This window comes from Pinirhizobacter sp., from assembly GCF_035317885.1.
Classification (GTDB): domain Bacteria; phylum Pseudomonadota; class Gammaproteobacteria; order Xanthomonadales; family Rhodanobacteraceae; genus Pinirhizobacter.
Genome location: NZ_DATHFX010000421.1, coordinates 1 through 13,187 on the forward strand (window position 1 = coordinate 1; position 13,187 = coordinate 13,187).

The window sequence follows — 13,187 nt, forward strand, 5'->3', positions numbered from 1 at the left end:
GCTGCCTGTTCGCCGCCCATCACGCTGATGCGTGCGTTGGGCCACATCCACAGGAAACGGCCACCGTAGGCACGGCCGCACATGGCGTAGTTGCCGGCGCCGAAGCTGCCGCCCACCACCACGGTGAACTTGGGCACGTGCGAACACGCCACCGCGGTGACCATCTTGGCCCCGTCCTTGGCGATGCCGGCGTTCTCGTACTTGCGGCCCACCATGAAGCCGGTGATGTTCTGCAGGAACACCAGCGGCACGTTGCGCTGGTTGCACAGCTCGATGAAGTGCGCGCCCTTGAGCGCCGATTCGGCGAACAGGATGCCGTTGTTGGCGACGATACCCACCGGATAGCCGTGGATGTGGGCGAAGCCGGTGACCAGCGTCTTGCCGTAGCGTGCCTTGAATTCATGGAACTCCGAGCCGTCGACGATGCGGGCGATCAGTTCGCGGATGTCGAACGGGCGGCGCGTATCGGCGGGGATCACGCCATAGAGTTCGCTGGCGGGATAACGCGGCTCGGCCGGTTCCCGTACCGCCAGGCGCACCTGTTTACGCCGGTTGAGGCTGGCGATCACGTCGCGGGCGATGGACAGCGCATGGGCGTCGTTCTCGGCGAAGTGATCGGCGACGCCGGAGACCGCCGTGTGCACGTCGGCGCCGCCGAGCGCCTCGGCATCCACGACCTCGCCGGTGGCGGCCTTCACCAGCGGTGGGCCGCCCAGGAAGATGGTGCCCTGTTCGCGCACGATGATGGTCTCGTCGCTCATCGCCGGCACGTAGGCACCGCCGGCGGTGCACGAGCCCATCACCACCGCGACCTGGGCGATGCCCAGCGCGCTCATCCGCGCCTGGTTGTAGAAGATGCGGCCGAAGTGTTCGCGGTCGGGGAACACTTCATCCTGCAGCGGCAGGAAGGCACCGCCCGAGTCCACCAGGTAGACGCAGGGCAGGTGGTTCTCCAGCGCCACTTCCTGCGCGCGCAGGTGCTTTTTCACCGTGATCGGGAAATAGGTGCCGCCCTTGACCGTGGCATCGTTGGCCACCACCAGCACCTCGGTGCCGTGCACGCGGCCGATGCCGGTGACCAGGCCCGCCGCGGGCGCGGCATCGTCGTACATGCCGTACGCGGCCAGGGGTGAGAGCTCGAGGAATGGCGAGCCGGGATCCAGCAGCGCGCGAATGCGTTCGCGGGGCAGCAGTTTGCCGCGGGCTTCGTGTTTCTCCCGCGCCTTGGCGCCACCGCCGCCGGCCACGCGAACCAGTTGCGTGCGCAGGTCGTCGACCAGGCCCTGCATGCGATCACTCGCCGCGGCGAATTCCTCCGAACGCACGTCGAGCTTCGTGGTGATCACACTCATGCCTTCACATTCCCGGTAGCCAGCGCAGCGCGCAGTACGTCTTCTTCCAAACCCAGTTCCTGCAGGATCTCCCGCCCATGCTGGCCTTTGCCCGGCGCCGCGCTGCGCGACGCTCCGGCGGCCTTGCCGTCCACGACGGCGGGGAAAGGAATATGCCGCTCGCCATCAATATCGCGAACCAGTCCCCGGTGCACCGCCTGGGCGCTATCGGCCGCTTCGCGAGGGCTAAGCACGAGCTGCACCGGCACGTCATGCGGCAGCAACAGGTCCAGCCACTGCTGGCTCGTGCGCTGGCGAACGACATCGGCCATCAGCAAGCTCAACTCATCGCCATGCCGTCGCCGCGAGGTCTCGTCATCAAAGCGAGGGTCATTGAGCGCGGGCACTTCCACGCCCACCAGCCGCCGGAAGTTCTGCCAGAACACTTCTTCCACCAACCCCAGCACGATGGTCCGGCCATCCGCGGTTTCGAACAGGTCGTTGGTGGGGTACAGGTGCAAGCGTTCCGGATCGTCGATATCCAGCCCGCGGCGCAGGGCGGTGAACGACAGCGCGGCATCGGCCAGCGCGATATCGATGTAGCTACCCTTGCCGTCGCGGTCGCGTTTGAGCAACGCTGCCAGGATGGAAATTGCGGCGTAACTGCTACCGGCCACGTCCGACACCGGCAATCCCGACCGCGCGGGCCTGGTGTCAAGCCAACGCCCCTTCAGCGATAGCGTGCCGCCCGCCGCCATGTAGTTGAGGTCATGCCCGGGCATTTGCTCGGACGGTCCGCTTTGCCCGTAGCCGGAGATGGAGCAATACACCAGCCGCTCGTTGATCTGCGCCAACTGCGCCCACGAAACGCCAAGGCGTGCGGCAACCCCAGGCCGGAATCCCTCCACCACCACATCGGCCCATTGCGCCAGCGCAACGATCGCCGCTCGTGAGTCCGGATGCTTTAAATCCAGGCTGATGCTGCGCTTGTTCCGGTTGGTCATCCGGAACATTTCCATCGGCATGTGGCGTGCGTTGTCCCCGCGCGGAGGTTCCACCTTGATCACATCGGCGCCGAGGTCGGCGAGGATCTGCGTGGCAAACGGCCCTGGCAGAAGCGCGGAAAGGTCCAGTACGCGCAGGTGCTGCAGCGCCCCCCAGCCGTCCTGGCCACCTACCTCACGTTCGTATGTCATCGTCCCTCCGATCGGAAGCTATTGTATCTACGCAATGGCATAGTCATATTGACAACACTTCGAGAGCGAGCTTAACTGCAGGGGTCGCCAGCGACAAGCGCGTCGCTTTCCCTTCATGGAGCATGGCGTTGACCCAGCTGACCAGCTTTACTTCCTACGCGGACGTCCAGCGGCATTTCTCGCCCGACAAACTGTGGGACCTGTTCGACGGCGATCGCGAAAGCCTCAACATCGCCCACGAATGCATCGACCGCCACGCGGTGACCGACGCCATCGCCGTACGCATCGCGCATGCCGATGGCCGCGACGAGGCACTTTCGTTCAAGGCGATTGCGACGGCGTCTTCCCAGTTCGCGTACTTCCTGCAGGGCTGTGGCGTACAGCCGGGCGATGCGGTGGCGATCATGGTGGATCCCTCGCTCGCCTTCTACGCCGGGATGTTCGGTGCGATGAAGGCCGGCGCCATCGCCGTGCCGCTGTTCACGCTGTTCGGTCCCGATGGTCTTCGCCTTCGCGTGGAGGATTGCAAGCCGAAGATCCTGTTGACGCAGCCCAGCACCGCGTCGATGGCCCACGGCATCGATGGTGTGGGCGTAGTGGTGGCCGACGAAGATTTCATGATCGAACTGGGCACCTATCCAGCAACCTTCGAAGTGAACACGCGTAGTTCGGATATGGCGGCGTACCAGTACACCTCCGGCACCACGCGGGAGTTGCCCGATGCCGTGCGCCACACGCATCGCTCGATCGTGACGCTGATGGTGGCGGCGCTGTATGGAACGGGCTTGCGCCCCGGCGATCGCTTCTTCTGTCCATCGTCGCCCGCCTGGGGCCACGGCATGTGGCACGGCACCCTGGCACCGCTGGCGCTGGGTATTACCACGGGCACCTACGCCGGCAAGTTCAATGCGGAGCGGTTGATGAAGGCGCTGCAGGATTACCGCATCACCAACCTGTCGGCCGCCGCCACGCATTACCGCATGATGAAGAATTCCGGTGTGGCCGACCAATACCACTTCGAGGTAGAGAAGCTCACCTATACCGGCGAGCCGATTGACCCGGAGACACTGCAATTCGTGGAAGAGACCTTCCATACACCGGCATGCAGCATGTACGGCACCACCGAGATCGGTGTGATCCTGGTGAACTACCCGGGCGCGAAAGACTATTTGGTGAAGGCGGGGTCGCTGGGCAAAGCCGTGCCCGGCGCGCGAATCGAAGTGCACAACCCGGATGGTTCACTGACCAAGCCGGAAGCCATCGGCGAACTGATGGTCTGGCGCAAAGACGGCTGGTTCCCTACCAAGGACCTCGCCCGCATCGATGCCGATGGTTATTTCTACCATGGTGGCCGCGCCGATGACGTGATCATCTCGGCCGGTTGGACCATGAGCGCGTTCGAGATCGAGAACGCCATGCTGAAGCATCCCGACGTGCTCGAGGCCGCCGCCATCGGCGTGCCCGATCCCACGCGCGGTCAGGTGGTAAAGGCTTTCCTGGTGACCGAACGCGCCGCCGACGAAGCCTTTACCAGGGAAATCCAGGACCTCGTTCGCGAGCGCCTGAGCCAGCACGAATACCCGCGCGTCGTCGCTTTCGTCGACGAGCTTCCCAAGACGCCGGCAGGCAAGGTCAACCGGAAGGTACTTCGGGACCGCGAATCCGCCGCACAACAGCCCGCTGCCTGATACCAGGCAAGCCAGATGGAGAGCTTTATGCAGTCCCAGGTACAGACCACGGAAGAAACTTACGACGAGTTCCCGAAGATTACCCAGGAAGGCCTGGACGATCTTCGCAAGCGCATCGGTGTAAAGATTACCGACACGGCCGAGCCGTGGAACTACGAGGCCACGCGCGACGGCATCCGCCACTACGCGCACGGCATCGGTGATGCCAATCCGCTGTGGTGCGATCCGGCGTATGCGGCGAAGACGAAGTACGGCGATGTCATTGCGCTGCCCTCGTTCCTGTTCAGCACCAGCCGCATTGTCAGTGGCTATGTGGGTGGCCTGCCGGGCGTGCATGCCATGTGGTCGGGCGCGGACTGGACCTGGCACAAGCCGATCCGCCGCAACGACGTGATCACCACCCAGGCGTGGCTTAAGGACCTGGTGGAACACCAGACGCGCTTCGCCGGCCGTTCGATCCAGCAGATATACCACGTGGATTTCTACAACCAGGACGGCGACCTGCTTGCCGAGGCCGACAGCTGGTGCTTCCGCACCGAGCGCGACCACGCCCGCGATAAGGGCAGCAAGTACACGCATGTCCGCGAGCGCGCTCTTCGCCGTTATTCCGACGAAGAATTGCAGGAGGCGTTCAAGCTGTATGCGAACGAGAAGGTACAGGGCGCCACGGTGCGCTATTGGGACGACGTCACCGAAGGCGAAGAACTGCCGACGATGCTCAAGGGCCCGATGACGGTGACCGGCTTCATCGCTTATGCGCAGGGTTGGGGCGGCCTTTACATCCGCGCCAATCGCCTGGCCTGGCAGCAGTCGTCCGCGCATCCGGGCCTGGGCATCAAGAACCGGTTCGGCGTACCCGACTGCCCCGAGCGCGTGCACTGGGACGAGGAATTCGCGCATCGCGTGGGCGCACCGGGTGCCTACGACTACGGCCCGGAGCGCTGCTCCTGGCTTACCCATCACATGACCAACTGGATGGGCGATGACGGCTTCCTGCGTCGCGCCACCAGCAAGATCCGCCGCCACAACCCGGAGGGCGACATGGTGTTCATCAAAGGCAAGGTGAAACGCAAATACATCGAGGACGGTCGCCACCTGGTGGAGATCGAACAGGAAGCGCACAACCAGGACGGCGAGCTTTCCGTGTTGGGTACCGGCGTGGTGGAACTGCTCAAGCGGTAACGGGCATTGCGGTTGAAATTAAACGGGAAGGGCCAGGTTTCGAGACGAGCCGCTGTCAAGCTCATATATCCCCCTCGGCAAAAGCCCTCCGAACGATGAGACATCACATGTTCGACGGGTCCTTTTGCCAGGAGGGGGTAAGTCATGCCAAGTATTTCCCGCAGCGCCATGCCGGCGCTGGTACTCACGCTTGCCGTGGGTGCGACGATGGCGCCATGGTCGGCGCATGCCCAGGACACCGGGTGGTTTTCCCAGCCGAAGATGACCGGTGACTGGGGCGGCGTGCGCACGAAGCTCCAGGACGACGGCATCACGCCGTTCGTCGCCGTGCTCAATGAATATGCCCGTCTGTTCCATGGCGGCAACCGCCAGGGCGGCGGCGTGGCCCAGCAGTATTACGGCGGCCTTGATTTCGACATGGACAAGCTCACCGGATGGCACGGCGGCTATATCCATTTCAAGCTGGATGACCGTGAGGGGCCGGGTACGTCGCAGCGGAACATCGGCAACGAGTTGGAAGTGCAATCCAACTACGGCTCGGGGCAGAATTTTCGCCTGAGCGAGCTTTCGGTGGAGCAGCGCTTCGCCGAGGGCAAGTACATCCTGAAGGTGGGCTTCCTGCCGGCGGGAAATGACTTCGACAACATGGTCACCCCGCTGTGCGACTTCCAGAACTTCGCCTTTTGCGGGCACGCCAATCCGTTGTTCCTGAATAGCGGGAGCAGCGTGTACCCCGATGGCCACTGGGGCGGCGACCTGCGAGCCTGGGTGCGGCCGACCCTGTATGTGGAAGGCGGCGTGTATGCCGTGAACTACGACTACCTCACGCCCGACCATGGCTTTGACATGAGCCTGGGCAGCTCCGACGGCGCGATCGGGCAGTTCGAAGTGGGTTGGCAACCGAAGTTCGGACCGGACAAGTTGGCCGGTGACTACAAGTTCGGTGGGTACTACGAGACGTCCACCTGGCCTGACATAGCCCGCCCGACTGAGAACCGCCACGGCCGATACGGTGAATACGTGATGGCCAACCAGACCCTGGTGAGTTTCGAGCCCGGCACCAAGCGCGGCCTGATCGGCTTCATGGAAGGGGTGGTGGGCGATAGCCGTACGTCGCCGGTGCCGCAGTTCTACAACTTCGGCGTGATCGTGCAAGGCCCATGGGCGCGCCGTCCCACCGATTACATCGACTTTGGCGTGGGCCACGCCCATGTCAACGACCGCTCGCGCGGCGTGGCCGAACAAACGGCCGTGAACTCGCTGGCGACAACCGGCCGCCTGGAGCAGTTGGACGATACGCTCCAGGCCTATGGCCAGTACGGCGAGACGGACTACGAACTGGGCTACGGCCTGCGCCTGGCGCCGTGGCTGCTGATCAACCCGAATGTGCAATACGTGGTGCAGCCGGGAGCGTTCACCCACAAGAACCTGCCCAATGCCTGGGTGTTCGGCACGCAGCTGGTGGTGAACTTCTGATGCTGGACACGACTCAAATGAGGCACGATATGAACATCCACGCTGGCGCGGCCATTGGTGCACGCCTGGACCGCCTTCCCATCGCCCGCTTCCACCACAAGATCCTCTGGTTGATTGGCCTGGGGATGTTCCTGGATACCTTCGACATCTACCTCACCGGCGGCGTGCTGGCGGCGATGGTGCAGGAGGGTTTCTCGGACATCGACAAGAACGCGATGTTCATTTCCGGAACGGTGGTGGGGCTGGTGATCGGCGCATTCAGCGCGGGATTGCTGGGCGATCATTGGGGGCGGAAATTCTCCTACCAGTTCAACCTTATGATCTTCGGCCTGGCATCGCTGGGCGCGGCGTTCGCACCCAACATGGAGGTGTTGATCGCGCTGCGCGTGGTGATGGGTATCGGCCTTGGCGCGGAGATCGTGATCGGCTTTGGAGCCCTGGCGGAGTTCGTGCCGGCCCGCTCGCGCGGCCGCTGGCAGGCCGGGTTGTCGCTGATCAACAATTCCTCGTTCGCGGTGGCCTCGCTGCTGGGTTATTGGGTGATTCCCCACCTGGGCTGGCGCTACATGTTCGGCCTGGTGGGCGTGGGGGCGATGATCGTGTGGTATATGCGCAAATCCCTGCCCGAATCGCCGCGCTGGCTGGAAACGCGTGGGCGCCAGGCCGAGGCACTGGAGGTACTGGAGGGCATCGAACGCGAAGTGGAAGAAGACCGCAAGGCGCCGCTGCCGCCGGTGATCGAGCAAGGTCCACGCGTAGAGCCGGACGGCGGCTCGCTGATGGAACTGTTCCGGCCACCGATGCTCGCGCGCACGTTCACCGCATGCATGATCTTCATCGCCATGGTCACGGCGTTGTACGTGTACATCTCGTGGCTGCCGAGCATTTTCGTCAAGCAGGGTATTAATCTCTCCAGCTCCCTGGGCTACGTGGCGGTGATCAGCCTGGGTGGGCCGGTGGGTTCGCTGATCGGCATCTTCGTTGCCGATCGCTTCAGCCGGAAATGGACCACGGTAGTGTTCGCGGTGACAAGCGCGGTGCTGGGTTATGTCTATGCGGTGCAGAGCAACATCCACGTGCTGGTGGCGCTGGGTTTCCTGCTGATGACCAGCATGTATTGCTATAACGCCATCGGCTTTGGTACCTATGTATCGGAACTGTTTCCCACGCGGCTGCGCCTGCGCGGGTGTGGCGTGACCAATACGGTAGGACGGTTCTTTACCATCTTCAGCCCGTTCCTCGTGGTGTTCATCCTGAAGAACTACGGGCCGAAGTTCGTGTTCTTCATCATTACCCTGATTTTCCTGATTGCGGCGCTATGCGTGGCGATCTGGGGTGTCGAAACCAGGAAGCAGTCGCTTGAAGAGATCGAGAACAAGGTGCGGAGCTAGCGCTCCATGAGCGCGGGCAAGCGGCTGCCGGGTACGCCGCGTCCCATGCGCTACTGGGACGGCGCTGCCGGCATCCGGCTTGCCGGTGATACCTGGGGCGATCCTCGCGGTCCCCTGGTAGTGCTATTGCATGGCGCGGGTCAGACGCGCCATGCCTGGCGCGGCACAGGCAAGGCGCTGGCCGATGCGGGTTACCACGCGCTCGCATTCGATGCGCGTGGGCATGGCGATTCAGACTGGGCGCCGGACGGCAGCTACGGACAGGAGCTGATGCTCGAGGATCTGCGCGCCATCCTGAGATCCTATGTACGCGCGCGGCCCGTACTGATCGGCGCATCCATGGGTGGCGGCACCAGTCTGCTGGCGGTGGGCGAGGGCCAAGTCGACGCCGCGGCGCTGGCGCTGGTGGACACCGGACCGCGACTGGCGCAGGAGGGCGTGGACAAGGTGATCGGCTTCATGAACCAGCACGCCGATGGTTTTGCCACGCTCGAAGACGTCGCCGCCGCCATCGCCGCCTACCAGCCGCATCGACCTCAACCGAAGAACCTTACTGGCCTGGCCAAGAACATTCGCCTGGGCGACGATGGGCGTTATCACTGGCATTGGGATCCACGCTTTCGCAGCCGTCGGCTTGATCTTGCCCGTCGGCAGGAGCGGATGCGCCATGCTGCCCGCCATCTTGAGCTGCCTACCTTGCTGGTGCGGGGCGGTCTTTCCGATGTGCTCACGGAAGAAGGCGCGCAGGAGCTGCTGGCGCTTTGCCCGCATGCGGAATATGTGAACATCACCGGCGCAAGCCACATGGTGGCCGGCGATCGCAACGACATCTTCGGTCGCAGCGTTATCGATTTCCTGCAGAGGCGGCTGCCGGTGGATGATTAAGCGCCTTCCATATGCCGGTGGCTGCCACCACCGGTTCGCCGTTGACTTCCAGCGTGCCTTGCACGAACACCAGGCTGCGTGTCTTGCGGATCACCTGGCCGCGAGCCTGGATGAAGTCACCCGGGCGTGCGGCTGACAGGAACTGGGTGTCGAGCTGGATGGTGACGCAGGGCTTGCGCTCCATGGCCTCCCACACGAGCAGGCTCATGGCCTGGTCGGCCAGCGACATCAGCAGGCCGCCGTGTACCACGCCGGTGGCGTTGACGTGGGTGTCGCGGGCCACCAGGCCATAGGCCCACCCGTCGCCTTCGCGCCTGGACCATAGCGGGCCGACGGAGGCCATGAAACCCTTGCCTTCGCGTTCCTTCCAGCCGTCGGTGGCGGGGTCGGTCATGGTGTCAGGCTCCGCCGAGCTGAGTGGTGGCGAACGCCGCAGCCTGGCGCATCTCGGCAATCATGTCCTGCACCATGGTGTGCCGAAGCTGCGACTGCATGCCCACGGCCACGATGGCGTGCGACATCACCTCGCGCGCGTTGAACACGGGCGTCGACACCACGGTGACGCCACCGAGGTAAGAGCCCTCATCGATGCTGTAGCCGCGCTGGCGCACTTCTTCCACTTCCGCGCGCCACGCGGCGAATGACGGGGGATTTTCCCAGCGCACCGCCTTGAACTGTACTTCCAGTTCCGGCCAGGTCTGGCCACCGAAGGCAGCGTAACAACGGCCTGTAGCGCTGAGGAGCGCAGGAAAGCGGCTGCCGATGTCCACCTGGAAACGGAACGGTTCGGCGCGGGAAATGGCCACCACCACCATATGGCGCGCGGTGGTGACCTGCACGCCGACCGCCGTGACAGCAAAGCGTTCGGCTACGCTGTCCAGCGAGGGCTGGATCAATTCGTTGAAGCGGTTGCGGCGCATCACATTGCGCGCCAGTGGAAGGATGCCGACGTCCAGGCGGTAGTGCTTGGTGACAGGGTCGACGGCCACCAGTTCTTCATCCACCAGGATGCGCAGGATGTGCAGGCAGGTGCTGGGAATAAGCTCCAGTGAACGCGCCACCTGGTTCACGCCCATCGGCTGGTCGCTACGGCCCAGCAAGCGCAGGATGGCCACGGCGCGCTCTACCGCCGGTACCTGCCGGATACGGCGTTCCGGGGTTGCCGGACGGTCGGGTTCGGGCTTTACCGGGACGGGTTTGGCTTTCAAGCGGGTAGTCCTCGAACGTTACTGTTGTCTATATACAACTTGCAGTGCGTATTGACAATGGCTCGATCCAGAGATTAACTAATTCGGCAGTGAGTATCCATAGTATCTGGAGTGGCAGATGTCCTTTGGCCCCCTGAGTGATGTAAAGATCCTGGACTTCACCAGGGTTTTGTCCGGCCCCTTCGCTACGCTGACCCTGGCCGACCAGGGCGCGGAGATCATCAAGATCGAATCCCCCCGCGGCGGCGACGACACCCGCCACTTCCCGCCCTTCCGGGGCGAGCTTAGTCATTACTTCACCGCGCTCAACCGCAACAAGAAAAGTATCGTGCTGGACCTGGCCACGGAGGAGGGCCGCGGCATCGCGCGCGACCTGGCCCGGCACTGCGATGTGGTGGTGGAGAATTTCCGGCCTGGCGTGATGGAGCAGATGGGCCTGGGGTACGAGGCGCTGTCCGCGCAAAATCCCTCCCTGGTGTATTGCGCCATCAGTGGCTTTGGCGCCGAAGGGCCTTTCCGCGACCGGCCGGCGTTCGACATCGTGGTGCAGGCGCTCTCCGGCGTGATCAGCGTGAATGCCGAACCTGGCGAGACGGTCACCAAGCTTGGCCTGCCGATGGGTGACATGATCGGCGGCATCAACGGCGCCATCGGCATCCTTACCGCGTTGCATGAGCGTTCGCGCACCGGCAAGGGCAGCTTCGTCGATATCTCCATGCTGGACGGCATGACAGGGCTGCTGGGATACCTCGCGCAGATATTCTTCGTAACCGGAAAGTCGCCGCCGCCGGTGGGCTCCAGCCACCCGAACATCGTGCCTTATGGCTCGTTCCCCACGGCGGACGGCCGCATGATCATCGCCTGCCTTACCAGTAACTTCTGGCAGAACCTCACGCGGGCCATCGAGCGCGAGGACCTGCTGCAGGACGAACGGTTCAAGGAATACGCAGGGCGGCTGGCGCATCGCGACGAGATCGACGCGATCGTCCAGGAGCGCACCGTGCTTCGCACCACGGCCGAATGGGAAGCACGCTTCGCCCAGTTTGACGTGCCCCATGCGCCGGTGTTGAGCGTGGGCGAGGCCCTACGGCAACCCAATACATTGGCCCGCGGCATGGTAGGCACGGCCCACCATCCGCAGCTCGGTGAGATCGAGATGGTGCGTAGCCCTATCCGCTTCGCCGGTGTCGAGCGCACTCCGCTGCAGGTGCCCCGGGCGCTGGGCCAGGACACCGCCGAGGTGCTCGCCAGCATGCTGGGCCTGGACGAGGAACGGATCCAGGCACTGCGCGATGCGGGCATCATCAACCAGGAAACTCCATGTTCGACCGCATCCTGATCGCCAACCGGGGCGAGATCGCCTGTCGCGTGATCCGCACCTGCCGGCGTTTGGGCATTCATACGGTGGCGGTTTACTCCGAAGCCGATGCAGGTGCACAGCATGTGCGGCTGGCCGATGAGGCGTGGCCGATCGGTGGGCCGCGGCCGGCGGAGTCGTACTTGCGCGGCGATGCCATCCTGGAGGTTGCAAGGCGCACGGGCGCGCAGGCGATCCATCCAGGTTACGGGTTCCTGTCCGAGAACGCGGATTTTGCGCGCGCTTGCGAGGCGGCCGGCATCGTCTTCATCGGACCGCGCGCCACGACGATCGATGCGATGGGTTCGAAGGCAGCTGCCAAAGCCCTGATGCAGACGCATGAGGTGCCGCTGGTGCCGGGGTATCACGGCGAGAACCAGGAACCTGCCCACCTTGCCGAACAGGCTGCCACGACGGGATTTCCGTTGATGATCAAGGCGGCGTCGGGTGGTGGTGGCAAGGGCATGCGCATCGTGCGCGAGGCGTCCGGGTTCGACGAGGCGCTGGCGTCGGCGCGGCGGGAAGCGGCCAACGCTTTCGGCGACGAGCGGGTGATCCTCGAGCGTTACGTGGACCATCCGCGCCATATCGAGTTCCAGGTGTTCGGCGACACCCAGGGCCATGTCATCCACTTGAACGAGCGTGAATGCTCGGCCCAACGCCGCTACCAGAAGGTGCTGGAGGAAACACCCTCGCCCTTCCTTGACGATGCGCGCCGCGCGGCGATGGGCGAGGCCGCCGTGGCGGCGGCGCGCGCGGTGGATTACGTTGGCGCGGGTACGGTGGAGTTCATCGTGGCGCCCACGGGTGAGTTTTTCTTCATGGAGATGAATACGCGGCTTCAGGTGGAGCACCCCGTCACCGAGATGACGTTGGGCCTGGACCTGGTGGAGTGGCAATTGCGCGTAGCCTCCGGTGAACCTTTGCCCCTGGCGCAAGGGGACATCAAGGCGCAGGGGCACGCCATTGAAGTGCGCCTGTATGCCGAGGATCCCGAGAAGAATTTCCTGCCGGGTTCGGGGCGCTTGCAGCGCCTGTGCCTGCCTGCGCCATCGACGCATGTACGCCTGGACGGCGGTGTGGTGCAGGGCGACACCGTCACCATTTTCTACGACCCGATGATCGCCAAGTTGATCGTCTTCGATGTCGACCGGCCGCGGGCACTGCAGCGGTTGCGCAGCGCGCTGGCGCAGTGCCGCATTACCGGGCCGAAGTCGAATATTGCCTTCCTTGAACGGCTGGCCAGCCATCCGGCGGTGGTGGAGGGACGGATCGATACCGGATACCTGGACCGCCACCTTGATGAATTCCTGGTTGGTGATACCCAGCCCGCGGCCGCCACGTTGTTCGCCGCGGTCGTGGCGGTTTTGCTCGATGAGGAGGACCGCGGGGCGCCGACCGATGGAGATCCTTTCTCACCGTGGGGTGTGGTGGATGGCTGGCGCGTGGAGGGAAGCGGGAAGCGGTCGGTGG

General features: G+C 64.0%; 11 protein-coding genes. 7 read left to right on the forward strand and 4 right to left on the reverse strand.

The annotated features are described in order from the left end of the window. Positions 1-1,352, reverse strand: a 1,352-nt coding sequence (locus VK519_RS13820; RefSeq protein WP_324350701.1) for a carboxyl transferase domain-containing protein, incomplete at its 3' end; no start/stop codon positions are given. Beyond that, entirely contained in the window at positions 1,349-2,527 is a 1,179-nt protein-coding gene (locus VK519_RS13825) for a CaiB/BaiF CoA transferase family protein (RefSeq protein WP_324350703.1), read from the reverse strand. The genes VK519_RS13820 and VK519_RS13825, both read right to left, overlap by 4 nt. Before the next feature lie 128 nt (positions 2,528-2,655). Between VK519_RS13825 and VK519_RS13830 the strand changes: the two genes are divergently transcribed. The 5 genes from VK519_RS13830 to VK519_RS13850 all read left to right on the forward strand — a co-directional run bounded on the left by VK519_RS13830 (position 2,656) and on the right by VK519_RS13850 (position 9,149). Then, positions 2,656-4,215, forward strand: coding sequence for an acetate--CoA ligase (locus tag VK519_RS13830; protein ID WP_324350704.1), 1,560 nt, complete (start codon positions 2,656-2,658; stop codon positions 4,213-4,215). 27 nt (positions 4,216-4,242) lie between these two features. Further along, positions 4,243-5,397 carry an FAS1-like dehydratase domain-containing protein gene (locus tag VK519_RS13835; protein WP_324350706.1) on the forward strand — a complete coding sequence of 385 codons (1,155 nt, stop codon included), beginning with the start codon at positions 4,243-4,245 and terminating at the stop codon, positions 5,395-5,397. Positions 5,398-5,541: 144 nt separating this feature from the next. Then, positions 5,542-6,873 (forward strand): carbohydrate porin, encoded by a 1,332-nt coding sequence (locus VK519_RS13840; protein WP_324350708.1) that lies wholly within the window; start codon positions 5,542-5,544, stop codon positions 6,871-6,873. 29 nt (positions 6,874-6,902) lie between these two features. Beyond that, the gene (locus VK519_RS13845) at positions 6,903-8,264 is read left to right on the forward strand and encodes an MFS transporter (RefSeq protein WP_324350711.1); all 1,362 of its coding nucleotides are present in this window, start codon (positions 6,903-6,905) and stop codon (positions 8,262-8,264) included. 6 nt (positions 8,265-8,270) lie between these two features. Continuing rightward, positions 8,271-9,149: an alpha/beta fold hydrolase gene (locus tag VK519_RS13850; RefSeq protein WP_324350713.1), complete on the forward strand. Its 879-nt coding sequence runs from the start codon at positions 8,271-8,273 to the stop codon at positions 9,147-9,149. Here the strand turns inward: VK519_RS13850 and VK519_RS13855 are convergent. Together VK519_RS13855 and VK519_RS13860 are read right to left on the reverse strand one after the other, a co-directional pair. Next, on the reverse strand, positions 9,109-9,543 hold the full coding sequence (locus VK519_RS13855) for a PaaI family thioesterase (protein ID WP_324350715.1): 435 nt from the start codon (positions 9,541-9,543) through the stop codon (positions 9,109-9,111). The genes VK519_RS13850 and VK519_RS13855 overlap by 41 nt on opposite strands. Positions 9,544-9,547: 4 nt before the next feature. Continuing rightward, the gene (locus VK519_RS13860) at positions 9,548-10,357 is read right to left on the reverse strand and encodes an IclR family transcriptional regulator (protein WP_324350717.1); all 810 of its coding nucleotides are present in this window, start codon (positions 10,355-10,357) and stop codon (positions 9,548-9,550) included. A 118-nt stretch (positions 10,358-10,475) separates the two neighbouring features. Between VK519_RS13860 and VK519_RS13865 the strand changes: the two genes are divergently transcribed. After that, entirely contained in the window at positions 10,476-11,696 is a 1,221-nt protein-coding gene (locus VK519_RS13865; protein WP_324350719.1) for a CaiB/BaiF CoA transferase family protein, read from the forward strand. After that, positions 11,678-13,187 (forward strand): acetyl-CoA carboxylase biotin carboxylase subunit (locus VK519_RS13870; RefSeq protein ID WP_324350721.1); only part of this gene is annotated, 1,510 nt, incomplete at its 3' end. The genes VK519_RS13865 and VK519_RS13870, both read left to right, overlap by 19 nt.